The 24,740-nt window shown below is 57.3% G+C and carries 25 protein-coding genes; 12 read left to right on the top strand and 13 right to left on the bottom strand.

Annotated elements, in window-relative coordinates:
• Positions 1-345 (bottom strand): succinate dehydrogenase, hydrophobic membrane anchor protein, encoded by a 345-nt coding sequence (sdhD, locus tag AACR14_RS10295; protein WP_005333558.1) that lies wholly within the window; start codon positions 343-345, stop codon positions 1-3.
• The gene (sdhC, locus tag AACR14_RS10300; RefSeq protein ID WP_005333571.1) at positions 339-716 is read right to left on the bottom strand and encodes a succinate dehydrogenase cytochrome b556 subunit; all 378 of its coding nucleotides are present in this window, start codon (positions 714-716) and stop codon (positions 339-341) included. The genes sdhD and sdhC overlap by 7 nt, the downstream gene beginning before the upstream one ends.
• Before the next feature lie 64 nt (positions 717-780).
• On the opposite strand from sdhC, the gene AACR14_RS10305 reads away from it, so the two are divergent.
• From AACR14_RS10305 to AACR14_RS10315, 3 genes are all read left to right on the top strand, one after another.
• Complete coding sequence (locus AACR14_RS10305; protein WP_124929313.1) at positions 781-981, top strand: hypothetical protein; 201 nt, start codon at positions 781-783, stop codon at positions 979-981.
• 177 nt (positions 982-1,158) lie between these two features.
• Positions 1,159-2,445, top strand: coding sequence for a citrate synthase (locus tag AACR14_RS10310; RefSeq protein WP_005333572.1), 1,287 nt, complete (start codon positions 1,159-1,161; stop codon positions 2,443-2,445).
• Between the two features lie 92 nt (positions 2,446-2,537).
• A complete protein-coding gene (locus AACR14_RS10315) occupies positions 2,538-2,858 on the top strand; it encodes a DUF4377 domain-containing protein (RefSeq protein ID WP_019446103.1) in 321 nt (106 codons plus the stop codon).
• Positions 2,859-2,925: 67 nt separating this feature from the next.
• Here AACR14_RS10315 and AACR14_RS10320 read toward each other — a convergent pair whose 3' ends face one another.
• Together AACR14_RS10320 and AACR14_RS10325 are read right to left on the bottom strand one after the other, a co-directional pair.
• On the bottom strand, positions 2,926-3,366 hold the full coding sequence (locus AACR14_RS10320; RefSeq protein WP_019446104.1) for an acetyltransferase: 441 nt from the start codon (positions 3,364-3,366) through the stop codon (positions 2,926-2,928).
• Between the two features lie 57 nt (positions 3,367-3,423).
• Positions 3,424-4,269 carry a DUF5718 family protein gene (locus tag AACR14_RS10325; RefSeq protein ID WP_019446105.1) on the bottom strand — a complete coding sequence of 282 codons (846 nt, stop codon included), beginning with the start codon at positions 4,267-4,269 and terminating at the stop codon, positions 3,424-3,426.
• A 299-nt stretch (positions 4,270-4,568) separates the two neighbouring features.
• Between AACR14_RS10325 and AACR14_RS10330 the strand changes: the two genes are divergently transcribed.
• The 4 genes from AACR14_RS10330 to AACR14_RS10345 all read left to right on the top strand — a co-directional run bounded on the left by AACR14_RS10330 (position 4,569) and on the right by AACR14_RS10345 (position 7,550).
• Positions 4,569-5,147, top strand: a complete 579-nt coding sequence (locus tag AACR14_RS10330; RefSeq protein WP_019446106.1) for a class IV adenylate cyclase — start codon at positions 4,569-4,571, stop codon at positions 5,145-5,147.
• Positions 5,144-5,536, top strand: a complete 393-nt coding sequence (locus AACR14_RS10335) for an NUDIX hydrolase (RefSeq protein ID WP_019446107.1) — start codon at positions 5,144-5,146, stop codon at positions 5,534-5,536. The genes AACR14_RS10330 and AACR14_RS10335 overlap by 4 nt, the downstream gene beginning before the upstream one ends.
• A 91-nt stretch (positions 5,537-5,627) precedes the next feature.
• Positions 5,628-6,134: a GNAT family N-acetyltransferase gene (locus AACR14_RS10340; protein WP_019446108.1), complete on the top strand. Its 507-nt coding sequence runs from the start codon at positions 5,628-5,630 to the stop codon at positions 6,132-6,134.
• A 297-nt stretch (positions 6,135-6,431) separates the two neighbouring features.
• A complete protein-coding gene (locus tag AACR14_RS10345; RefSeq protein WP_019446109.1) occupies positions 6,432-7,550 on the top strand; it encodes a glycerol dehydrogenase in 1,119 nt (372 codons plus the stop codon).
• 106 nt (positions 7,551-7,656) lie between these two features.
• On the opposite strand, the gene pdxY is transcribed toward AACR14_RS10345, so the two are convergent.
• The 3 genes from pdxY to AACR14_RS10360 all read right to left on the bottom strand — a co-directional run bounded on the left by pdxY (position 7,657) and on the right by AACR14_RS10360 (position 10,118).
• Positions 7,657-8,520: a pyridoxal kinase PdxY gene (gene pdxY / locus AACR14_RS10350; protein ID WP_019446110.1), complete on the bottom strand. Its 864-nt coding sequence runs from the start codon at positions 8,518-8,520 to the stop codon at positions 7,657-7,659.
• 173 nt (positions 8,521-8,693) lie between these two features.
• Positions 8,694-9,470, bottom strand: coding sequence for a DUF429 domain-containing protein (locus AACR14_RS10355; RefSeq protein ID WP_019446111.1), 777 nt, complete (start codon positions 9,468-9,470; stop codon positions 8,694-8,696).
• A gap of 84 nt (positions 9,471-9,554) precedes the next feature.
• Positions 9,555-10,118, bottom strand: coding sequence for a VC2662 family protein (locus AACR14_RS10360; RefSeq protein ID WP_019446112.1), 564 nt, complete (start codon positions 10,116-10,118; stop codon positions 9,555-9,557).
• Between the two features lie 260 nt (positions 10,119-10,378).
• On the opposite strand from AACR14_RS10360, the gene ybcJ reads away from it, so the two are divergent.
• Entirely contained in the window at positions 10,379-10,612 is a 234-nt protein-coding gene (gene ybcJ / locus AACR14_RS10365) for a ribosome-associated protein YbcJ (protein ID WP_005361116.1), read from the top strand.
• Between the two features lie 33 nt (positions 10,613-10,645).
• On the opposite strand, the gene AACR14_RS10370 is transcribed toward ybcJ, so the two are convergent.
• The 4 genes from AACR14_RS10370 to AACR14_RS10385 form a co-directional block, all read right to left on the bottom strand.
• Entirely contained in the window at positions 10,646-11,119 is a 474-nt protein-coding gene (locus AACR14_RS10370; protein WP_019446113.1) for a DUF4442 domain-containing protein, read from the bottom strand.
• Positions 11,120-11,286: 167 nt separating this feature from the next.
• Positions 11,287-13,038 (bottom strand): ABC transporter transmembrane domain-containing protein, encoded by a 1,752-nt coding sequence (locus AACR14_RS10375; RefSeq protein WP_019446114.1) that lies wholly within the window; start codon positions 13,036-13,038, stop codon positions 11,287-11,289.
• The gene (locus AACR14_RS10380; protein ID WP_026035030.1) at positions 13,035-14,771 is read right to left on the bottom strand and encodes an ABC transporter transmembrane domain-containing protein; all 1,737 of its coding nucleotides are present in this window, start codon (positions 14,769-14,771) and stop codon (positions 13,035-13,037) included. The genes AACR14_RS10375 and AACR14_RS10380 overlap by 4 nt, the downstream gene beginning before the upstream one ends.
• 163 nt (positions 14,772-14,934) lie before the next feature.
• A complete protein-coding gene (locus tag AACR14_RS10385; RefSeq protein WP_026035031.1) occupies positions 14,935-17,739 on the bottom strand; it encodes a hybrid sensor histidine kinase/response regulator in 2,805 nt (934 codons plus the stop codon).
• 187 nt (positions 17,740-17,926) lie between these two features.
• On the opposite strand from AACR14_RS10385, the gene trxC reads away from it, so the two are divergent.
• Positions 17,927-18,361, top strand: coding sequence for a thioredoxin TrxC (trxC, locus tag AACR14_RS10390; RefSeq protein ID WP_019446117.1), 435 nt, complete (start codon positions 17,927-17,929; stop codon positions 18,359-18,361).
• 161 nt (positions 18,362-18,522) lie between these two features.
• Complete coding sequence (locus AACR14_RS10395; RefSeq protein WP_005333606.1) at positions 18,523-19,905, top strand: SLC13 family permease; 1,383 nt, start codon at positions 18,523-18,525, stop codon at positions 19,903-19,905.
• Positions 19,906-19,969: 64 nt separating this feature from the next.
• On the opposite strand, the gene AACR14_RS10400 is transcribed toward AACR14_RS10395, so the two are convergent.
• Both AACR14_RS10400 and AACR14_RS10405 read right to left on the bottom strand, forming a co-directional pair.
• Entirely contained in the window at positions 19,970-22,444 is a 2,475-nt protein-coding gene (locus AACR14_RS10400) for a glycogen/starch/alpha-glucan phosphorylase (protein WP_019446118.1), read from the bottom strand.
• Between the two features lie 375 nt (positions 22,445-22,819).
• Positions 22,820-23,017 carry a DUF4250 domain-containing protein gene (locus tag AACR14_RS10405; protein ID WP_005333612.1) on the bottom strand — a complete coding sequence of 66 codons (198 nt, stop codon included), beginning with the start codon at positions 23,015-23,017 and terminating at the stop codon, positions 22,820-22,822.
• A gap of 230 nt (positions 23,018-23,247) precedes the next feature.
• On the opposite strand from AACR14_RS10405, the gene AACR14_RS10410 reads away from it, so the two are divergent.
• Complete coding sequence (locus AACR14_RS10410; RefSeq protein ID WP_019446120.1) at positions 23,248-23,733, top strand: cell division inhibitor; 486 nt, start codon at positions 23,248-23,250, stop codon at positions 23,731-23,733.
• A 412-nt stretch (positions 23,734-24,145) separates the two neighbouring features.
• Positions 24,146-24,580 carry a YcgN family cysteine cluster protein gene (locus AACR14_RS10415; RefSeq protein ID WP_005352569.1) on the top strand — a complete coding sequence of 145 codons (435 nt, stop codon included), beginning with the start codon at positions 24,146-24,148 and terminating at the stop codon, positions 24,578-24,580.
• Positions 24,581-24,740: the final 160 nt, after the last annotated feature.

Here is a 24,740-nt window from a genome sequence, read left to right on the forward strand (position 1 = left end):
TTACACACCCCACAGCACGACGAAACCCGTCATCAGATAGACAAACAGCACCACGACCAGGGCAAATTGCAGCGCCCCGCGCAGCCCTACCGGCTTGATATAGTCAGTCAGCACCTGCCACAGACCAATCCAGGCGTGGATCAGTACGCAGAGCAGGGTCAACAGGGTGAATACTTTGGTGAATGTTTTGGCGAAGAAGCCTGCCCACACCTCGTAGGTGATGTCGTTGAACGCGACAAAGCCCACCAGATAGAGGACATAACAGGTCATGATGAGGGCGGTGGCGCGGATCAGGATGTAATCATGAACGCCGCTGCGCCCGAAGGTTGCAGAATTGGTTACCATACAAGCACTCCCGCCAATACAGCCAGGATCGCGGTGATCACGAAGGCCACGCGGGCGCTCTGATTGCCGGATTCCAGCTCTTCCCAATAGCCCATATCCATGACCAGATGACGCAAGCCGCCCACAATGTGGTATGCCAGCGCAGTCAGGATCCCCCACAGCACGAGTTTGACCAGGAAGTTGTCCATGATGGCAACCACGGTTTCAAACCCTTCGGGAGAGGCGAGTGAAGTACCAAGCATCCACAGCAAGATGCCCAGTGCAACAAAGGTAATGACCCCTGAAACACGGTGCAGGATGGATGCAATGGCAGTGACAGGAAAGCTGATCGTCTGTAGGTCGAGGTTGACCGGTCTCTGTTTGTTTTTCACGCTTGCCCACTCAGCTCCATTGAGCACGTTAGTTATTGTTTTAACTCACACTTGAGGGCACGGAATGGTGATTGTTGGTTTTTTGTTACCAAAACACTCTGAAAAAGCCAAAACGCGAGTTTTCGGTTTCACATCAGGCTTTGCCAAAGCGTTTCAAACACCCGCAGCCATGACCCACGTGGCGCAGTATATCGGCGGCCTTAACCGAAGACAATCAATTAGCTACAAAGAAAACACAAAACCGCAAACTCGATCGCATATTTAATTTAACATTTCATTAATGCCATTAATGGGGTTCCAGCAAAATTGACATTGATAAGGAACTCTGTTTCAAATAAGGCGCTCCAGCCACTTCGGTATGGGTAACAACCTTTGCCAGCGTCATAAAAGTCGTAATAGAGTAGGACTGGAACCAAATTATAAAGAGCAAAGGAGACGTGCTATGGCTGATAAGATAGCCACCCTACACCTGCCCGGAAAAGATCCGGTCGAACTGCCGATCCTCTCCGGCACCATCGGCCCGGATGTCATCGATGTCAGAAAATTGGGATCACAGGGGTATTTCACCTTTGACCCCGGTTTTATGGCGACCGGTTCTTGCAAATCTGCCATTACCTACATTGACGGGGATCAGGGTGTCTTGCTGCACCGTGGTTACCCCATCGCCCAGTTGGCCACCCAGGCCACCTATCTGGAAGTCTGCTATATCCTGCTGTACGGCGAAGCGCCCACCAAGGCGCAATATGCCGAATTCGAACGCCTGGTCACCCGCCACACCATGGTGCACGAGCAGATCGCCTTCTTCTTCCGCGGCTTCCGTCGCGACTCCCACCCCATGGCCATCATGTGCGGTGTAGTCAGCGCCCTCTCCGCCTTCTATCACGATGCCCTCGACATCAACAACGAGCAGCATCGCGAGATCTGTGCCTTCCGTCTGCTCTCCAAGATGCCGACTCTGGCCGCCATGTGTTACAAGTACTCCATCGGCCAGCCGTTCATGCAGCCGCGTAACGCCCTCTCCTATGCCGGTAACTTCCTGCACATGATGTTTGGCGTGCCGACCGAAGAGTACAAGGTCAACCCCATCGTTGAACGTGCCATGGATCGTATCTTTACCCTCCATGCGGATCACGAGCAGAACGCCTCCACCTCCACCGTTCGTCTGGCTGGCTCCTCCGGTGCCAACCCGTTCGCCTGTATCGCCGCGGGGATCGCCTCCCTGTGGGGACCGGCCCACGGTGGTGCCAACGAAGCCTGCCTGCGCATGCTGGAAGAGATCGGCTCGGTGGATCGCATCCCCGAGTACATCGCCAAGGCCAAGGACAAGAATGATCCGTTCCGTCTGATGGGCTTTGGTCACCGCGTCTACAAGAACCACGACCCCCGTGCCACTGTGATGCGCGAAACCTGCCACGAAGTACTGACCGAGCTGCAGATCAAGGATCCGCTGCTGGATGTGGCCATGGAGCTGGAGCGTATTGCGCTCTCCGACCCCTACTTCGTCGAGAAGAAACTCTACCCGAACGTGGACTTCTACTCCGGCATCATCATGAAGGCGATCGGCATCCCGATGAGCATGTTCACCGTGATCTTCGCCATCTCCCGCACTATCGGCTGGATTGCGCACTGGAACGAGTTCCACTCAGACCCGGACAGCAAGATTGGTCGCCCACGCCAGCTCTACGTGGGTCACCCGTTGCGCGAGTTCACTCCGCTCGAGCAGCGCTAACCACTGCGCTGATATGGTTTGTTACAAAGGCGGTCATTGACCGCCTTTTTGTTTGCCGCTCTAATGCCCCCTTTCGCGTTAAGGAGTCCATTATGAAACCACTGTTTATCAGCGCAGCCTTGCTGCTGACCGCCTGCCAGAGCGCCCCCGCATCGTCACAGGGGGAGACCCTCTATATCAACAGCCAGCTGGTCGATTGCGTCGGAGTTGGCCCGATGCAGTGCATGCAGGTTCGCAGTGATGAGCAGCAGCCCTGGACGCTGTTCTACCAGAATATTGAAGGTTTCCAGTTCGAGCCTGGCTATCGCTACCAGCTCACTGTCAGCAAGGAGCAGCTCACCGATGTGCCGGCCGATGCCCCCTCCGTGCGCTATCAGCTGATCAAGGTGGTGAACAAGGTCGCCAGCAAGTAACAAACACGATCAAAAAACGGGGGATGGCTGATGCCATCCCCCGTTGGTTTATGGGTACTGCGCCTCATCAGGCTGGCGCCAGCGCCATATGCAGCAACGGATAGGGCTTGCCCTGACCATCCAGCGGCGAGCGACCCGTCACGGTGAATCCCATCTTCAGATAGAAGCCCACCGCCTGTTCGTTCTGCTCGTTGACGTCAACCTGCGTCGCGCCGCCCTGGCTGATGGCATGGGCCACCAGCAAACGCCCCACGCCACTACCGCGCGCCCCGGGAGCCACAAACAGCATCTCCAGCTTGCCCTCGTACACTCCGCTAAAACCCGTAATCTGCCCCTCTTTTGTGCGGGTACTGTGCAGTGTCACCGCATCGAAGTAGTGTTCCAGAATAAGCGGTTTAAGCGCGAGGATCTCGGCCTCGGGCAGGAAGTGGTGGGTCGCCCGCACAGAGGCCTCCCACAGATCGATCAGGGCCGGATAATCGGCCCGGGATACAGGAACAATCGTCATGAAATGACTCGATATGATAACCAGCGGGAAGAGACACCTTCCCGCTGGCAACGGTGATTAGCGCGCCTGCACCGCCTGCAGCAGCACCGACATATCAGCACCAAAGTGGCGGCTGCGGATCGCTTCGCGAATATCCGCTTCGCTATAACGGCTGCCCGGATAGACCACCACGCAGGAAGTGTCGCCCGGTTTGAGGAAGTGGGTCTCACCAAACGGGGTATAGCGAGTGGCACCGATACTGATGAGCGCATGAGGAGGATGTCCCGCCTGTGCCAGCAGTCCCTGAATGTGCTCCGCCGGCCCCTCATCCTGCTGATGATTGAACTTGTCGATAGCCCAGTCGAGCAGCTTGCCATGGAAGTAGCTGTAGTCGATGGCGGCGCTGTCTACCCCGTAAGCGTGCAGCTCACCATCCCGCTCCAGATAGCAGGCGATGCGATAGTCATCGAGCTCGCAACCGGCGGCAAAACCGGAAAGCGGCAGCAGCTTGTCCGCCAGCCCCTTGCTCTCTTCGCCCCAGTTCTTTTTCTCGCTGATCTTCTTGGCGTTGGGACGACGGATGGAGCAGTCGTTATAGGCGCCAAAGGCACGGGGATGGATCGCCACCACCTGCTTGCCGGCATACTCCAGCTCGCACCAGAGGGCCACTTCCGGCTCAATCTGCACCTTCTCGTCACCGCTGACCGCCGCTTCCGGCAGAAAGATGGCGTTATTGCTCAGCGGAAAGACCCCTAGCTGACCCGGATGACCCGGCACGAAAAAGGGAAACAGCACCTTGGGCGCCGTGGTATCGCGCACGACTACCGCTACGAAGTCCGATGCTTCACCCGCCTGCTCCAGATGACCGGCGAAATTGCCCGCTACCCCGAGTCCGATAAACTTGCTCTCTGCTGTCACTTGCATCTTGCTCACCTGCATCTTGCCAACGCAAGGTAGCAGGCTCGTCGCCCACTACCGCTAAAGTGGCAAGATTAAACCACAAGGACCCCGCCTTCGCCCAGTCCGGCCCTGTCGTGATGTGCGCCAGTCCGCTTTTTTAGGGACGAGAAGGCTGTGGCGAACCAGCCATTGCGCACTCATTCAGCTACGCGGTCACCGCGCTGGAAACAGTGCGTTTCCGGCATCTCCCCTCTTTCTCCTTGGGACTCAACTTCATCTTTGTTAGGCTGCCTGCCACACAGGCTCACAGAGGGATCTTCTTGATGTCACAGGCGCACTTTCAGGGCCGCTTCGAAGTCGAGTTCAAATATCAGCTGACGGATCGCCCCGCCTTCCTCAAGGCACTGCTCGCCCTCAATCCGGAGATCATGCTGGAGGATAATCTGGAGCAGGATCGCTACTTCGACACCCCGGACGATGCCCTTGCCCAGGCTGGCAAAAGTCTGGCTATCCGCACCATGCAGCCCTCCGGCATCCAGCTCTGGATCGTCAAGGGGCCCGAGACGGATCGCTGCGAGGCGGTCGCTATCAATGATGCGGACAAGGCCGTCAGCATGCTCTTGACCATGAACTACCGGCAGATTCTCGTGATCACCAAAAGGCGCAGCATCTACTTCATTGGCCCGTTTCACGTCACCCTGGATCATCTGGCCGGGATTGGCGACTTCGCCGAGCTCGCCATCATGACCGATGACGAGGAACGCCTCCCTGCGTTTCGCCAGCAACTGCTCGCGCTGGCAGATCAGTTGGGACTTTCTCCCGATGCGCAGGAGCCTCGCTCCTACCGCACCCTGCACATGCAGGCAATACACACCACACAACCAGAGGATGCAACTCAATGATCGACAAACTCGCTTGGCTCACCTTTAAAGATCAGCAGCTGCTCTGCGCCCGCTCCCACGGCAAGGACATCTATTACATCCCAGGCGGCAAGCGGGAACCGGGGGAGAGCGACGAGGCGGCGCTGATCCGCGAGATTGAGGAGGAGCTGGCTGTCACCCTGCAGCCCGATACCCTGCGCTTTGTCTGCGAGTTCAGCGCTCAGGCCGATGGCAAGCCGGCAGGAGTCGAGGTTCGACTGCGCTGCTACACCGGCGAAGCGAGCGGCACCCCGATCGCCTCGGCAGAAATTGCCGAGCTGCGCTGGCTCGACAGCTCTCACCTCGATGAGCTCTCCCCCGTCTCCCGCCTGCTGTTTACCTGGCTCGTTGAGCAGGGGCTGATCCGCTGACAAGCCGTACTCGCGGCGAGCATAAGTACCTCCCTCATATGAACCAACGGTGGCAATCAGCCACATAACAGCGCAACGACAAGGATGTCAGATGAACATTGTGGAAGTTAAGAGCGCAGCAACCTACCAAAGTGCGCTCATCACCCTGCTGCAAGATTGTTTCGATAGCGGCGCCTCGGTCGGTTTTTTACCGCCGCTGACCACGGAGGAATCTACCCGCTACTGGCAAGGAGTTGAAGCGGATCTAGCGGCAGGTCACCGAAATCTGTGGCTTGCCATTGAGCAACAACAGCTCGTGGGAGCGATTCAGCTCGCGCTCTGTGGCAAGGCCAACGGTCGCCACCGGGCCGAAGTGGAAAAACTGATGGTACTGCAAACGGCGAGAGGTAAAGGTGTCGGTCGTGCGCTGATGCAGGCCTTGGAACAAGGCGCCCATGCCGCGGGCCGTTCGCTGCTGGTACTGGATACTCGCGCCGGTGATGTGGCCTCCCACCTCTATCGTCAACTCGGCTATCTGGAAGCGGGCCAGATCCCGAGCTTTGCACGCAACGCCGATGCCTCCCTTGCTGCGACCGTCATCTTCTACAAACCGCTCTGACCATCCCCTATCCCTTATCCACATACAGCAGGGCCGCACCAAGCCGCCCTGCTTGTTTCCAGCGTGACTGTTTGTTGCAGCAGTATTGCTTGCGACGGATTGCCACGATACGGCCAGTGCTCCTGTATGCCTCAACACCGCCAATCGCCGCCCCAAAATACAGCCAAACAAATAGAAAGATTAATTAATGATTAAAACGCCCCCCTTTTCTTCTTCATCTATTGCCTCATCAGGCGTATCGTAAGAGACCCATTTGATAATCAATTTTATGTTATTCACTGCCTTGAGGAATAATGGATGCCCACTTTGCCCCGTACAGTTACCTCCCCCAAAAAGTTCATCATCGGTCAACACCTTCTCCCGCAACTCCATGAGCACGTTAAAGATTTTGGTGACTATGCGTTGCTCATCAGCGATGAGTTCATTCTGGAGCGGGTACGGGAAGAAGCTTTGGCGGGGCTCCTGCAGGCAGGTCTCAGGGGAGTGGTCGACAAGTTTCGCTACGAATGCACCGAACAGGAGATCCACCGCCTGACCCACCTTGCAGAGCAATATGGTGCGAACGTGATTGTCGGGATCGGCGGCGGCAAGACTCTGGATGTCGCCAAGGCCGTGGCCTTCTATCTGCGCCGTCCGGTTGTGCTGTTCCCGACGATTGCCTCTACGGATGCCCCCTGTACGGCGCTGGCAGTGATCTACAACCAGGCGGGTGAATTTGAACGCTATCTGTTCCTGCCGCAAAATCCGGACGTGGTGCTGGCTGACACGGCCATCATTGCCGCCGCCCCTCCCCGCTTCTTTTCCGCAGGCGTCGGCGATGCCCTGGCCACCTATTTCGAGGCGCGCGCCTGCTATCGGGCGGACGGGCTCAATCTGGTCGGCAAGCGTCCTTCACGCACTGGCCTTGGTCTGGCAAAGCTCTGTTACGAGCTGCTTGGTGAGAACATCGAGCTGGCCATGGATGCGATACGCCACCATGTCTCGACTCCGGCGCTGGAGCAGGTTATCGAGGCCACCATCTACCTCAGCGGGGTCGGCGCAGAAGCCGGTGGACTGGCCGCCGCTCATGCAATCAACAATGGCATGTCACTGATCCCGGAGCTCCATCGTGCCCAGCATGGCGAGAAAGTAGTCTTCGGCCTGCTGACCCAACTCGTGCTTGAGCGCGCCCCGCAACACGAACTTGATGAGGTGTTTCGCATCATCGACTGTGCAGGTCTGCCCATGACGCTGCAAGAGTTGGGGCTCACCCATTTCCATGAAAGCGAGTGGCGCAAGGTGGCGCAGTTGGCCTGCGATCCCCTCGATACCATGGGCAACATGCCGATGACAGTGAGTGAACAGGATGTCTACGCCGCCATGGTAGCGGCCAATGCCATGGCTGAGCGTTATCGCCTCCGCCATCCCCGCGCCTGATTGCTTGCCGCACTAAACAGGCAAACAGTAAAAAGGCTTGCCCATTGGCAAGCCTTTTTCATTTGCATCCCATCCCTTGTCGGGATAGACGAACGTCCGCGCTGACTCAGGGCAGTTTCACCGCTCGCACCGCAACCTCTGGCAGGGCGAAGGCATCTTGCGCGGCGATGAGTTGCAGCTCGTAAGCCTGCTGGCGCCAGGTCTCCTGCAGCACCGCATCCACCGAGGCGTTGGTGCGCTCGAACGCGCTGACCGCATCGTGACCGGCCAGCAAATTCGCCAGCATCAGGGCGCTGATAAGATCGCCAACCCCCACCGGCTGGCGGGCAAAGTCATAGAGCGGACGGGCAATCAAGTAATCCCCTTGCGGGGTGGCCAGCAGCATCTCGAAGCGGCTGGAGTCCTGCGCCGCACGACCGAGATGCTTGACCAGCACCAGCTTGACGCCGCGGGCCAGCAGCTGATGGGCAGCCGCGCGGGTCTGATCCAGATCTGCCAGATGGGTATCGCAGAGGGTCTCCAGCTCCAGCAGGTTGGGGGCCATCATGTCGGCCACCGGCAGCGCCTGCTCGGTCAGGAAACGGGTGACGCCAGGAGCGACGATACACCCCTTCTCCGGGTGACCCATCACAGGGTCGCAGAAGTAGATGGCATCCGGGTTGGCCGCCTTGACAGCGTTGACCACGGTCAGGATCTCGTCCCCCTGCTCGGCGGAGCCAAGGTAGCCACTCAGCACGGCGTCACACTGGCTCAACACCTCGATATTGCCCAATCCTTTCACCAGCGCACTGATATGACCCGCCGGCATCGCCATCCCCTGCCACCCCTGGGCATATTGGGTGTGGTTGGAAAACTGCACCGTGTTGATGGGCCATACATCCATACCAAGGCGGCGCATGGGGAAGACGGCCGCGCTGTTGCCGGCACAACCAAAGACCACGTGGGACTGAATAGAGAGAACGGATTTCATCGGGAATACCACAGCAAAGGATCAGCAAGGTGGGCAATATATCGGATGAAGATAACGATGCGCCACCTTGGCGCGGGATGAACAGGCAATTTCCTGACTAAAGACAGGTTTTTTGCGCCATTTGGCCCGCCTCCACAGGGTGAGCGGCGCCATGATGTGCCGCGTCCCCGTCGTCACATGCCGTTGTGCTCTACAGCATGACGGGCAAAGTGATAGACCCATCCCTCATCACAAGGCATGTCACTGGGTGGCGAAATCAGCTCAGGCAATACCGTCACCTTGCCACCAGCGGCATATTGCAGCGCCATCAGGGCGCAGAGCGCCGCATCATAGCGATCGGTGCCGACCAGCACGTCCGCAGGCAGTAAGGCCGCCAGCTCGGGCCGTGCCGGGGAGGCCTTGCCGCCCACTTTGGCCAATGCCGGATAGACCTCCAGCACGGCACGACTGGCCTTCGGGGCAACGGTCGGCACCAGTTGCAGATCAGAGAGCCGCGGCAGCATGGAGAGCGCCAGAGTGGCGTTGTTGCCGAGCCGGTCGAAGGTGGCCGACAGCGGCTTCTTGCCGTACTGCTGATACAACCAGCGCTCGCAGTCACGATAGGCGTAGGGGTTGTCTATCTCCCGTTCGGGCACGGCGCAGCTGTGTGGCTGGCCGTTGAGCAGATCCCGCAAGGCACGGGGAAAGGCGAGCGGCGCATCGATACCGAGCGCCAGTTGCGGGCAGGCTTCTATCTGCATCAGGGTCAGCTCGTTTTGCAGGGCCGGACGCAACAGGGCGGCCAGATCCGGCGCCACCCGCGAGCTCAAGCGAAACAGCGGCGACACCCCGAGCCAGTGCAGGCTGTTGGAGTCGGCCTGCCAGCCCACCACGGCCACCGCCTGGGCACTGCCCTGCCAGCCACGCACATCCCAGCCGATCCCGATTGCACTCATCTGCCCTGCCGTCATCAATTACCTCTGTTCGCCTGTCACAAGTTGCAAGAGGCACAGGGTAATCAGCAGAGGCCCTTAACGCAAAGCGAACCGCCTTTGTCAGAACGATTTCTGGAAGTTCACCAGCGGCAGAATGGGGAACACGCCGTTGGCGGCGTAGTTGGCCAGCCCGATCTGCAAGCCGTCGAGGTGTTTGGTGGCATTGATAAAGCCAATCTGGAAGGTGGTACGCTCGGCATAGTTGACCAGGCCGACGTTGGCCAGCGCATTGCCCTTGGCGATATTGACCGCCCCCCAGTTGAGCCCCTGTACATTGTTGGTCAGGTTGACCAGCCCCAGGTTGACGCCGGTATCTTGCCCTTCGTGCCAGTTGATGGCGTTGATGGCGACCCCGCCAAACTGGTGGCGAACCCGACCAGCACCGAGGAAAATCCCGAGCTGCAGGCCGCTGAACTGATCCACATCGGAGAGGGCGAAGATCGGCAGATCAATACCCTTCACCTGACCGGTCCGACCGTAGAGCAGCGAGGCGCGCGCTCCTTCCACCTGATGGGACGCGGGCAAATTGACCCCGGGCAGCGAGACCTGCACCGGAGTGCTGGCCTGAGCGACACCGCACAGAGTCAGGGCGCTGCATGCCAGCAGCAGGCGGGAGAGTGTCATGGAAAGTTCCTTGGGCCATTGAGAGTGGCCCGATCCTAACAGTCAGGGGAGAGTGTGTGCACACCAGCCGGGACGAGGTGCGTCACGATACGTCACGGTTGGCCCTCTCACCTCTCCATCAGGTCTTGCGAAAGCGTCACCTTAAGGACAATCGGCCACTTTTTCGCAGCGAGTGGCCCCTCTTCCTTTCTTTGCCTGAGCGAACTGCCTAAAATAGTCGCCCTGCTGTATCCGGCATTCATCCATCTAGAGGATTTCCCATGGAGACGTTTCTGCTCGAAGGTCACCCCTTCGTTGCCTTGTGTGACCTTATCAAACATCAGGGGTGGGCCGATTGTGGCGGCGCCGCCAAAGCCCTCGTTGCCGAAGGGCTGGTCGAGGTGGACGGTCAGGTGGAGACCCGCAAGCGCTGCAAGATCGTGGCTGAACAGGTGGTCAACTTCAACGGCATGAAGGTCGTGGTGAAAGAGGGCGTCAGCCCGGAGATTGGCTAAACCCGTTTCAGGGAGCCACTCTCCGGCAACCCGCTAGCTGGCCTTGATCGACAGGGTCAGCACAAAACGCGCCATCGCCTCATCCCCGTTCAATGACGGACAGGTGGCCACCACCTGGATGGGGCGATTGATGCGCTGACCGCTTGCCAACGATTCGTCGATCATGGCGTCAATCTCCTCCCCCGCTGCGCAGTCGAACTGCACATCCCCCTCCGGTCGTTTCAAAAACTCTCCCTGCACATCCTTGAAGGCAAAGTGCACCTTCTTGCGACGCTGCCGCCCCTTCTCCATCACCAGCAGACCACCTACCAGATCGGCGCCGGTCGCCAGCGCACCAAAATACATGCTGCCCAGGTGGTTGCGGGTACGCCAGCCAAGGGGAATGCGAATGCGCAGCGCCTTGGCGTTCATCTCTTCGATGATCGGGGCACAAAACCCGATGACGGGAATATAGCGCCAGGCAAACAGCCGGAGCGCCAGATTGGCTTTGAAGCGTTGCAAATCCATATGCGAACTGATCCGATGAGTTAATGTAAACAACATGTTGCCTGCATCTGCGCCATTCGACAAGCACAGGGATCACGGTTACGACCTTTTGCCCAACGCAAAAAAACAGAGGGAACCGCACCGGTTCCCTCTTTTCGTTCATGTCGCTGTGACAGCAAATGTGCCGATCAGGCGCGCTTCTCTTCGAGCCAGGCCCCCTGACTCTGCATCTCGAACAGCTGGGCATAGTGACCGCCGAGGGCCATCAGCTCGCTGTGGCTACCCCGCTCGCTCACCTGACCGCGGGAGAGCAGCAGGATCTCGTCCGCATCGACGATGGTCGAGAGGCGGTGGGCGATGGCGATGGTGGTGCGGCCACGACGGGCGGCAGAGATCGCCTGCGACAGCGCCAACTCGGTCTGGGAGTCCACGCTGGCCGTCGCTTCATCCAGAATGAGGATACGCGGATCCCCCACCAGCGCCCGGGCAAAGGAGAGCAGTTGCCGCTGACCGGCGGAGAGGTTCTTGCCCCCCTCCTCCATCAGGGTGTTGATCCCCTGTGGCAGGCTGCGCACAAAGTCGGCCAGCTGCACCTCGCTCAGCGCCTGCCAGAGCCGCGCGTCATCTATGCCGGCGCGGCCGAGACGCAGGTTCTCCGCCAGGGTGCCGACGAAGATAAAAGGATCCTGCTGCACCAACCCGATGCTGCGGCGCACCGCCGCCAGCGACAGGGTATCCAGTGCGTGATCATCGAAGCGGATCTGTCCCTGATCCAGCGGATAGAAGCCCATCAGCAGGCTGATAATGGTGGACTTGCCGCTGCCGGTATGGCCCACCAGCGCCAGCATCTGGCCCGGTTTTGCGGCAAAGCTGACCTCCCGCAACACCTGCTGCTCGCCATCGTAGGAGAAGCTCACCCGCTCGAAACTGACCCGCCCTTCTAGCGGGATCATCTCGCCATCGGTGCTCTCACGGGTTTCATCGAGCAGGGCAAAGACACGCTCCCCCGCCACCATCGCCTGCTGCAGCTGGTTAAGCTGGTTGGTCATCTCGATGAGCGGCTCGATCATCCGCCCCAGATAGCTGATAAAGGCGTAGAGCACCCCCACCTGAATGGCACCGGCGTGGCTCACCCCCTCGTGGGCGAACAGCGCCAACAGACCGATCAGCACCATCATGTAGAAGAGATCGATGAGTGGACGCAGCAAAATGCCGTTGATCTTGAGGCTCTTGATCCGTGCCGACCAGTGCTGCTGGTTCACCTCGGCAAAGGCGTTGGCAAAGTGGCGCTCCTGCACCATCGCCTGAATGACCGGCATCCCCTGCAGCGACTCGTTGAGGCGGCTGTTGATGTCGGAGAGCAGACTGCGGGTCGCTCGCACCACCGGCACACTCAGTTTCTGGTAGAGCCACATCACCCCGCCCACGGCGGGCAGCAACAGGGAGCAGACCAGCATCAGCCGCAGATCCAGCAGCGCCATGGAGATGAGGATGCCGCACAACAGCACCACCTTTTGCACCAGCAAGCCGATCACCTGCACATAGAGGTTCATGATCGCCTCGGTGTCGTTGGTGATGCGGGAAATCAGCGAGCCGGAGCGATGCTTGTCAAAGTAGCGGGCCGGCAAGCGGATGGCGGTGGCAAACACCTGCTCGCGCAAGGTTTGCACCACCGCCTGGGCGATGCGGTTAAAGCGCAGGGATTGCAAATAGAAACCCGCCGCCGAGAGCACCTGCAAGCCCAGATAGCCCGCCGCAATCAAAGCAATAGTGGGCAGCACGATATTGCGTGGCGCCAGATAGTCATCGATAAAGAGCTTGATCAGCAGCGGCCCGGCCACTTCGGCGCCGGTGGCAAGCAGCAAACAGATCCCCGCCTGGATCAGCCAGCGAGGATACTGGGCGCAGTAGGCGAGCAGTCGTTTAATGGTCGGATTCACAGGCTCTCCTCCACCGCTTCTTCGAGACGCTGGTAACGCACCATATCTGCATACCAGCCATTGTGCGCCATCAGGGTACCGTGATGACCCCGCTCGCTAACGGCCCCCTGCTCCAGCACCAGGATCTCGTCGGCCTGCTCCACCGCCGTCATGCGATGGCTGACCAGGATCAGGGTGCGACGATGGGCTTTGAGGGCATGCAGAATTTGCTGCTCGGTGTGGGCATCTACCGCCGAGAGCGCATCATCGAGCACCAGAATGGGCGCATCCAGCAGCAGGGCGCGGGCAATGGCCAGCCGCTGTTTCTGGCCGCCGGAGAGGGTCACCCCTTTCTCCCCCACCTCGGTCTCATAGCCCTTGGGGAAACGCACAATATCATCGTGGACACAGGCAATGCGCGCCACCAGTTCGACCTCCTCGCGGCTCGCATCGGGTTTGCCCAGGGCGATATTGGCGGCGATAGTGGTGGAAAACAGGAATGGCTCCTGCGGCACATAGGCAAACTGGCTGCGCAGTGTGGCGAGCGGCAGCTGGTCAATCGGAACGCCACCCATGACAATCGAACCGTGAGTCGGATTGGCAAGGCGCATCAACAGCTTGAGCAGGGAGCTCTTGCCTGCCCCGGTGCGCCCCACAACCCCGAGCATCCCCCCTTGCTTGAGGGTAACGTCGATATCCGCAAGCAGGGTGCGCTGCTCGAGTTGATAGCTCACCCCTTTGATCTGCAAAGGAAAGGCAGAGGTAAACGCGGCCGGCTGGGCGGGCTCTTCGATATCGCTGCGCTCCCCCAGCAGGCTTTCGATACGGGAGTAGGCGGCGCTGCCCCGCTCGATGATGTTGAACAGCCAGGCGATGGCAAACATCGGCCAGATCAGCTGGCCGAGGTACATGGTGAAGCTGGTGAGCTCACCCAGAGTCAGCTCACCCTGCAACACCAGCACACTGCCCCCCGCCACTGCGAGGAAGTAGGAGCAACCGATACAGAGATAGATGACCGGATCGAACTTGGCATCGATGCGGGCCACCGCCATATTGCGCTCCCCCGCCTGTTTGGTCAGCTCGGCAAAGCCTTCATCTTCCAGCGATTCAACCGCATAGGATTTCAATACTCGCACGCCGGAAAGGGTCTCCTGGGTCTTGTTGTTGAGCCTGGAGAAGGCCCCTTGCGCCGCCTTGAACTGGGTGTAGATCTGGGTGCCGAAGCGGTTCATGAAATAGGCCATCACCGGCAGTGGCAGCAAGGAGACCAGCGTCAACTGCCAGGAGTACTGACTGCACATAATGGAGAGCACCAATACCCCGACCATGATGGAGTCCACCAGGGTCAGCACCCCTTCGCCAGCGGTCATCTCCACAGCCTGAATGTCATTGGTGGCATGGGCCATCAAATCGCCAGTACGGTGGCGCTGATAAAAATCGGGGCTCATCCGGGTGAAATGGCTGAAAAGGCGATTGCGCAATACATAGGCCAGACGGTAAGAGGCACCAAACAGCATCACCCGCCAGACGTAGCGCAGCAGATAAATCAGCACACCCAGACCAAACAGCCCCGCCAGATAGCGCATCAGGGTACCATTGTCGAGACCACCCTTGGTGATGCCATCCACCACCCAGCCCACCACTTTGGGCGGAATAACGGTCAACAGGGCCACCATCAGCAGCAGGGAGATGGCGGCCAGATAACGGGGCCACTGCTCCTTAAAAAACCAGCTCAATCGTAGAAATACGCTCACACCACCAACCTTTAGCGCTCTCTGATGACCGCTCCAAGGAGCGGCCATCAGAGAAGCCACGCAGAAATAGAAGAATGAAAACAATCGCCTCCGGCTGGAGGCGATTCGAACGAAAGCTCATCATATCCCGAACCGGGATGGTTGAGAATAATTACTATTTAATTCACTGTGACATGCGATCATCCCCTGATGAATAGGGATTATACGAATTTTCATGCTGCTCACCGGTCAACAGGAAGTGTGACACCTCTTCCCGGGTCTGGCTAAAGACCTGTTGCAACTGCTCCAGATCCGTCTCGCTTAGCACCTCATTTTGCCGCAAGCGCCACTCCAGCTCGCCAGCCACCAATTGCAGACGGGCCGCCGAGATATTGGCAGACACCCCCTTGAGGGTGTGCAGCAGCTTGCTGGCCACCTCGGGCTGCTGACGGCGCAGGGCGGAGCGGATCTCCCACAGATCGTCTTTGTGTTCCGACATGAACAGCTTGAACAGGATCTGCAACGCCTCCTTGTCCTGCTCCAGCCGCTTGAGGGCATCCTGCAGATCGAGGATCCCGATCATATCGGGTGGTTTCACCTCCATAATCCCCGCCTGCTCCACCCCTTGCGGCTTCACCCATTGCAGCAGGTTGTTGTAGAGATCCAGCTTGCTCACCGGCTTGGTGACATAGCCATTCATACCCACCCCCAGGCAACGCTCCTTGTCACCGGGCATGGCACTGGCGGTGAGGGCAATGATGGGCACATCGTGTTTGTCGACCATCTTGCGGATCTGGCGGGTGGCATCGAGTCCGTCCAGTACTGGCATCTGTAAATCCATCAGGATCACGTCAAAAGGCTGCTCTGCGACCCGCTCCACCGCCTCCCGACCATTGCTGACCACACACACTACCGCATCGACGCGCCGCAGATATTCGATGATGAGCTGCTGATTGACCCGGTTGTCTTCCGCCAACAGCACTCGGGTACCCTGCAACAGGGATTTGAAGTGTTGCTGATCCCCCTGTGCCTCGGCCTTGCGCAGGTTGAGTTCGTAGGAGCTGCCGTTAAGCAGCTCGTCCACCTTGGCCAGCAGGGCATTTTCGGTCATCGGTTTGGGCAGAAAATGGGTCAACCCCATGCTGTCCATCCGGGCGTGCAGCCCCTCTCTGGCCCAGGCACTGATCATCAGGATGGGGATCCGCCGCCACTGGCTGTGCTGATACATCTCCAGCGCCAGATCGAGCCCATCCTCCTGACCCATGCGCCAGTCGAGGATCGCCAACCGCAGATTCGGTCCCTCTTCACGGAGCAGCTGACGGGCGCGGGAAAGGGAGTTAACCGGCAGCACTCGCACTCCCGCCCGAGTCAGAATATCCCGGGCCAGATCCAGCACCAGTTCGTTGTCATCCATCACCATCACCAGCGGCTGGTTCTCGAAGAAGACTTTCCGTCCAGCCACGCCGTAGACCGCCTGCGCCATCGGGATATCGAACTTGAACAGAGAGCCGACGCCAGGCTTGCTCTCTACGGTGATCCGCCCCCCCATCAGCTCCACCAGCCGCTGGGAGATATTGAGCCCGAGTCCCGAGCCGCCATATTTTCGGGTATTACCCGCCTCCAGCTGGGTAAACGCCTGAAACAGTTGGGTCTGCTTCTCTTCGGCAATACCGATGCCGGTATCGCGCACACTGAAGCGGATCCGCATTGGGTGAGGATTGGCCAGCTCGATGCAGACTTCGACTTCACCGCGTTCGGTAAACTTGATGGCGTTGTTCACCAGATTGACCAGCACTTGTCCCAATCGCAAGGGATCCCCACGCAAGAAGACCGGCACCTCCGGTGACTTGCGAATAACCACTTCCACGTGTTTGCGCTCCGCCAGATCGGCAAACATGCCCGCCAGCGAATCGAGCTGCTCGCTGAGATCGAAGTCGATCTCCTCCAACGTCAGCTTGCCTGACTCCACCTTGGTCAAATCAAGGATGTCGTTGATCAGCAGCAGCAGGGTATCGGATGAGGATTTGATCTTGCCCAGATAGTCCCGCTGTTGCTGATCCAGTTCGGTCTGCAGTGCCAGCGAGCTAAAACCTATGATGGCATTCATGGGGGTGCGGATCTCGTGGCTCATGTTGGCCAGAAAATCGCTTTTGGCCTGGGCCAGCAAGCCGGTCTGGCGCGACAACTCGCTCAGCTTCTGGTTGCGACGCCACAGGGTGAAGGCCACCAGCGCAAAGCAGATCAAGGCCCCGCACAACACCATCAGATAGAAGCGGTTCATCAAAGAGGAGGCGCGCTCCAGCTTGTCGAGTTTCCAGCGCACCAGACTCTCGATCACATGCATGTCGATGAGCTGGTAACGCAAGGTGTGATAGGCCATCACCTGCTGGCTCACCTCCCTACTCAGGCGGATCAGGGTAGCGATCTCCGGCAAATCGCCATAACGGGATTGCAACTGCTGCTGCAACTGGTTCAGCGCAGTCTGTTCACGTTTGTCCCAACTGCGCTGTAAATAGCTACTCAGTTGCGCAAGCTCCTCCAGATCGCGATGAAGCGCACTGTCTGACGGGCTTATCCCCCGCACCTTTTTAATCTGGGCCTGCAGGGGCGCATTGAGATACTCGATAGCCATCTCAATGGCATGAAGCTTGGCCAGCGCCATCAGATAGGTGTCCATGTCTTCAAGCAGAACCTGGGAGAGCTCCTCTTGCACCAGCTCGGGATCGCTTCTGACTTCCCGTACAAAACCGTCAAGGGTGATGGATAACTGGTTCAGGCGCTGCTGGACATTGCTGTCATTGGCCTGCTCCCGCCCAAGCAGATAGACGGTATCGGCGTTGATCCGGTTCAGCACCACCTCGGCCGCGTCATTCAGGTCGTGGGCCTGTTGCTGCTGACTGAGCGACTGCCAGCAGTAGCCCGAAAAGGCGAGCAGCAGGGCAACGATCAGCCCTGGCACAGCACGGTTTTTCCGTGATCCTTTATTCATCCCGTCTCGACTCTCATCTGGTGGTCGCTGAATTATCCGGTCAGGCAATGAACCCAGGGGGAATTATCCACTCCCGCTGGGCACTGTGTTACCGTTATTGCTCTGATATTTCGCTATTGTTTCGCGATTGCTTCATTCTGGCTTCTCATCATATCCCCAGCCAGAGCTGATTTAGAAGGAACCAATTATGTCATTTATCACTACTTATTGTAGCCACTGCTTTACCAGGAACCGACTGCCCGTTCCCCATATCGATACATCTGCCAAATGCGGGCGCTGCAAAGCCCTCCTGTTCAGCCAGACCCCTTGCCTCGGGAAGGCGGATAACTTCGATACCCTGATCAACTCAGATATCCCGGTCGTGGTCGATTTCTGGGCCAGCTGGTGCGGCCCCTGCCAGCAGTTTGCTCCGGTATTTCATGAGGTTGCCCATGAACTCGAACCACGGATGCGCTTTGTCAAAGTCGATACCGAGCAACAGAGTACCATTGCAGCCCGTTACGCCATTCGCAGCATCCCCACCCTGATGGTCTTCCAACAGGGCAAACTGGTGAACCAGATAAATGGCTCCTTGCCCAAGAGCATGTTCAAGCAATGGCTGGAACAGTTCATGGATGTTTGATTTATATTTCGCACATGTTTTATTTATGTGTTCATTTCCTCATTTTTATCAATGAGTATGTGAGTAGAGGCTGATTTTCAACATGTGAGTCTGTTTCAAACAAGTGAATGGATGTAATCTCGGCAACACAAAAACAACCATAAATTAACCGAGAGAACATTATGCACACATCAGCTGTACCCTCTGCTCCATCTCGCTGGCTGGACATCAAATCAGGGATCGTCATCCTGGATGTCTTGCTACTTTGCGCCATGCTCGCCTGGCTCCCGTTTGACCCCATGGTCAACAAGGGGCTGGGCATTCTGGTCTTTATCGCCATCCTCTGGCTGACCGAAGCACTGCACGTCACCATCACCGCGCTGCTGGTGCCCTTGCTGGCTACCGTGCTCGGGGTGTTTGACATGAGCAAATCCCTCACCGATTTTGCCAACCCGATCCTGTTCCTCTTTTTTGGCGGTTTCGCCCTCGCGGCAGCCCTCTCAAAACAGGGACTGGATACCCTGATGGCAGGCAAGGTGATGCACCTGGCCAATGGTCATCTGGGTTGGGGCGTCATCCTGCTCTTTACCATCACAGCCGCCATGTCGATGTGGATCAGCAACACCGCTACCACCGCCATGATGCTGCCACTGGCGATCGGTATGCTGGCACGCCTCGATAGCAAAAAAGAGCGCGCCACCTTCGTCTTCGTATTGCTGGGGATCGCCTACAGCGCCAGTATCGGCGGCATCGGTACCCTGGTGGGTAGCCCGCCCAACGCCATCGCAGCCGCCCAGATGGGGATTGGCTTCACTGACTGGATGAAATTCGGTGTTCCAGTCGTGCTGATCCTGATGCCCTGCGGCATTGCCCTGCTCTATCTGGTAACCCGCCCGCGTCTCAGCCACCGCGTCGAGATCCAGGATGTCACCATCAACTGGACCCGCGAGCGTAAAGTGACGCTGGCAATCTTCCTGACCACCGTTGTGCTCTGGATCGGCTCACAACCCATCTCCAACGCCTTTGGCGGTATTCCGCAACTCGACACCCTGATTGCCATGGGCGCCATCGTGGCCATCGTGGTCAGCCGTGTCGCCAGCTGGGATGACGTCAACCAGAACACCGACTGGGGCGTGCTGATGCTGTTTGGCGGCGGTCTGACCCTGAGCGCCATTCTCAAGGCCACTGGTACCAGCGCATTCCTGGCCAGCCATCTGTCGGCCGTACTCTCCAACGCCAACATTTTTGTCGTGTTGCTTATGCTGGCCGCCTTCGTGGTGTTCCTGACCGAGCTGGTCTCCAACACCGCCACCGCCGCACTGTTGGTTCCCCTGTTTGCCGGTGTCGCCGAGGCGCTGGGTGTATCACCTGTGGTGATGTCTGTGTTGATCGCTATCGGTGCCTCCTGTGCCTTTATGCTGCCAGTCGCCACGCCGCCCAATGCCATCGTCTTTGCCAGTGGCCACATCCGCCAGAGGGAGATGATGAAAGCCGGTATGGCTCTGAACGTGGTCTTTACCGTGTTGCTCGCCCTGCTGGCCTACTTCGTTGGCGATATCCTCTGATCCACCTCCCCCCCAATAAACAAAAACCCCCGCATTGCGGGGGTTTTCTCATTTATGAATCCGATTAGCCGATGTTGCAGGCCTTCAGATCCCAGATCCGATCCACATAGTCCTGAATAGAGCGGTCGGAGTTGAACTTGCCCATGGTGGCCGAGTTGATGATGGCCTTCTTCGCCCACAGTGCCGGATCCCGATACCAGGTATCGATCAGCTTGTGTGCATCCGAGTAGGACTGGAAGTCCGCCAGGGTCAGGTAAGGGTCTCCCCCTTCCAGCAAGGAGCGCTTGATGGAGGCCAGCTCACCCGGACGACCAGGCGTGAAGTAGTCGGTATCAAACCAGTCCAGCACGGCTTTGAGCTCGGAGTTGGCATAGTAGAAGTCGTACGGGTTGTAACCGCGCGCCTTCAGCGACTTCACTTCGTCCACGTTCAGACCGAAGATGGCACAGTTTTCGGCACCCGCCTCTTCAGCGATCTCGATGTTGGCTCCATCCAGCGTCCCGATGGTGATTGCACCGTTGAGTGCCATCTTCATGTTGCCGGTACCGGATGCTTCATAACCTGCAGTGGAGATCTGCTCGGAGACATCTGCCGCCGGGATCAGCTTCTCGGCCAGACTCACGCGATAGTTCGGCATGAACACCACTTTCAGCTTGCCCTGGATACGAGCATCGTTATTGACCCGATCCGCCAGCTTGTTGATGGCATAGATGATGTCTTTGGCCAGCTTGTAACCGGGCGCCGCTTTGGAGCCGAAGATAAACACGCGCGGATGCATGTCATAGTCCGGGTTGGCCAGCAGACGACGATAGAGTGCCATGATGTGAATGAGGTTCAGCTGCTGGCGCTTGTACTCGTGCAGACGCTTGATCTGAACGTCAAAGATCGCCTCGGCACTGACATCGATACCGGTTTCGTCTTTGATGACCTTGACCAGCTTCTCTTTGTTGTGACGCTTGATGGTCATGAACTGCTGCTGGAACGCCTTGTCGTCGGCAAACTTCACCACGCCACGCAGTTTGTCCAGTTGCAGCGGCCACTCCTTGCCCACTACTTCGTTGTAGAGGCCAGCCAGTTCCGGGTTGCACGCCAGCAGCCAGCGACGCGGGGTCACCCCGTTGGTCACGTTGCACATTTTTTCCGGCCACAGCTCGGCATACTCGGGGAAGAGATCTTCCTTCACCAGCTTGGAGTGGATCTCGGCCACACCGTTCACTTTGGACGAACCGATCACGCACAGGTTGCCCATGCGAACCTTGCGCACATCTCCCTCTTCGATGATGGAGAGCTTGGCTTTGATAGCATCGTTGCCCGGCCACTTGGGCTCCACCCACTCGTTCAGGAAGCGGGCGTTGATCTCGTAAATCACCTCCAGATGGCGAGGCAGTACTTTCTCGAACAGGCTGACTGACCACTTCTCCAGCGCTTCCGGCAGCAGAGTGTGGTTGGTATAAGAGAAGACCTGATAGCAGATAGCCCAAGCGGCATCCCAGTTCAGATCTTCCTCGTCAACCAGCACCCGCATCAGTTCCGGGATGGCGACAGTCGGGTGAGTATCGTTAAGCTGAATGGCAATTTGCGCGGCAAAGTTGCTGAAGTCACTGCCATGGACCCGCTTGTAGCGGCGCATGATGTCCTTGATGGAGCAAGCACAGAAGAAGTACTGCTGGATCAGACGCAGCTCTTTACCTGCATCGGTCTCATCGTTCGGATACAGCACCTTGGAGATGGTCTCGGCCTGGGCTTTCTCAGCCTGGGAGTCGATGTAACCACCAGCGTTGAACACGTCCCAGTCGAAAAACTCGGAGGCGCGGGATTCCCACAAACGCAGGATGTTGACGGTGTGACCGCCAAAACCGACCACCGGAATATCCCAAGGCACCCCTTTAATCTTGCGACCGGCGTGCCATACCTTCTTCAGGCCGCCATTGTCACCAAACACGGTCTCGACGTAGCCATAGAGCGGCACTTCTTGCACCGACTCGGGGCGGCAGATCTCCCATGGGTTGCCATATTCACGCCAGGAGTCCGGACGCTCGATCTGGCGGCCATCCTGGATTTCCTGACGGAACAGACCGTGTTCGTAGTGGATACCGTAACCAACCGCCGGATAGTTCAGAGTGGCCAGCGAGTCGATAAAGCAGGCAGCCAGACGACCCAGGCCGCCGTTGCCAAGTGCCATGTCCGGCTCTTGTTCGCACAGGTCGGTCAGTTCCAGACCGAGTTCGCCCAGCGCCTCTTCGCAAGTCTTGTAGAGGGAGAGGTTGTGCAGGTTGTTGGAAGTCAATCGTCCCATCAGGAATTCAGCAGAGAGATAGTGAATCGCACGAGTATCTTTCTTGAAATGAGTCTGCTGAGTGCGGGTCAGGCGCTCGTACACCTGTTCATTGACAGCCGCAGCAGTGGCTTTCCACCACGCTTCGGGAGAGGCTTTCTGTTCGCTTGTTCCCAAGGTAGAACGCAGGTGACGCACGATACTCGCCTTGAGCTGATCTTTATCCAGTTGGAGATCCTGGTCTGTCTTCTTCTTGGTAGCCATAAACCATATTCCTTCGTTACAAATAAAATTGTTATCCCGCTTGCGGGACCGGCGCTGTTGTTATCTCAAAATATGTACCGGCGTGAGAATACTAACTAAAGCGGCAGAATTAAAAGTTAACGCAAGTCACACTTTAACCGATAAAAACAGCCTGAAAAGCTTGAAAACCCTTTCCTTTAATTGATCGCATAAAAACAAACATTCCCTTTATTATCATAAACTTAATGAAACAATAAAAATATTCTGGCATGAATAGGTTTTCAGAGATTGCCAAGCCTTGAAAATCCCTGAAAATAGGCAGCAAGACGGCACATTGAAACCGGTTTCAATGTGCCTGAAAAATTACCGTATAAATATGAAGCAATCATTGCCCCCTTAAAGATGTGCTTTGAACTGATTGCTCAATGGATCGTAATGGTACCCAATCTGATCCAGACGTCCTGCCAACTGCTCTTCACTCATATCGTAATAGGCCAGCAACTCCTCCAACCCGTCACACTCAAGCCTTAGCTTCTCATTGATGATGCCCAGCAAGATGTTGGCATCAAGACGTTGCAAGGTACTGATATCCATGGCGGCACCTCCTGTAAATGACCTGTATAACCATGGGCGGTTACGCAAGGTTTGTCCATAGTACGAAAAACACCCAACCAACTTTATATTAAATAGTGTTTAAAAACATAACCTTACTAACGACACATGCCAACACCATCACATTTTTCAGCAAAAACACCTTGTCACTGCCACAGGATAGAACTACTGTACACACATACAGCTTGGATATTCATACAGGAACCCCATATATGAACCAGCCCCTGCACTCACTGCCCTTTGCGATGAATCGTGTCATGAGCAAGCCCTGGCCAACCAGAACCGCCTGCAAAGCGGAGTTGGCTCATTATGGTGTGACTATCCAGTCTGATGATCAGTTTCTGAGCGAGCTGACCAAGCTTGGGGAGGCTCATACCGGCTGGATCTTGTTGATCGCCCCGCCGGGACGCCCCACAGTCAGCCGTCTGGAAGAGCGAGGTATCGATCCCAAGAGAGTGCTGGTGGTACATAGCCCCAAAATCAAGAACTGGCAGCAAACCCTGGAGCGCAGTCTGGGCAATGGTCACTGCGCCGCCGTATTTACCTGGCTACCCGAGCAGATCGAGCTGGATCACGTCAAGCTGCAGCGACTGGGACAGCAATCTGGCGTACTCACCCGCTTCTTTGGCGCGAAACGGGCTAACCTCGGCACACCTCTGCTGGCCTATTCAGAGCAAGATATCTATCTCAACCATTAAGACAAAAAACGAACGCCTACGCAGGCTCTCCCGCGGGTCGCAGTGACAGAAGGGCGCAAACAATATGTGACCAGCGGCTTTATTTGATAGACAAGCGTGCAACAGCCTGACGGTAGGCATCGGAGATCATTTGACCCTGCTTGCTGCAAGCAGACAAACATCAAAAGATGTAACGGATAAAGAAGCAGAAAATAAAACCTGAACTGGACAATCATGCAGCCCAAGTATTCAAACCTGCGGGACTTCCTGCCCACCAGCGAACCCGTTTGAGCAATATGATGAGGCTGAAAGTCATTGCATTCATTTGAGCTGATCACGACAATTTGCCCACCGGAGTGACCCTCTCCTTGAAATACCGGGTAACAAGGGGTATAACCACGCGTTTTATCAGGTGTAATAAGTGAGCGGTATGATGCAAGCCCCCTTTTGGCAGACCAAGAGTCTGCAGCAGATGACTGAATCCGAATGGGAATCCCTCTGCGATGGTTGCGGAAAATGCTGCCTCAACAAGCTGATCGATGAAGATACCGACGAACTGGTTTTCACCAATGTCGCCTGCAATTTGCTTAACACCAAGACCTGTCAGTGCTCTGATTACGCCAATCGTTTCAAAAAAGAGCCTGACTGTCTGCAGATCACCCATGACAAGATCGCCGAATATGACTGGCTCCCCTCAACCTGCGCATATCGCCTGCTGTCTGAAGGTGACGCTCTTCCAGAGTGGCATCCTCTGCTGACTGGCAGTCGTTCCGCGATGCATCAGGCTGGTCAATCCGTCCGTGGCAAAGTCATTCACGAGGATCAGGCGGGTGAATGGATCGATCACATCATCACCTGGGCCAGCTGACACGCTCAACCCGCTATTCTCCAGAGGCAAGGGCTGCACAATGTGCAGCCCTTGTTGTTTCTGCAAGCAGGGTTTGTAGCTTCACACATATCTGGCTGGCTAAACCAGACCCCCACCCAACTGCACATTGAGAGAGATAGAGGCAGAGGCAGAGGCAGAG

Origin of the sequence: Aeromonas sp. 159 (assembly GCF_963862045.1) — a bacterium.
Taxonomy (GTDB): domain Bacteria; phylum Pseudomonadota; class Gammaproteobacteria; order Enterobacterales; family Aeromonadaceae; genus Aeromonas; species Aeromonas veronii.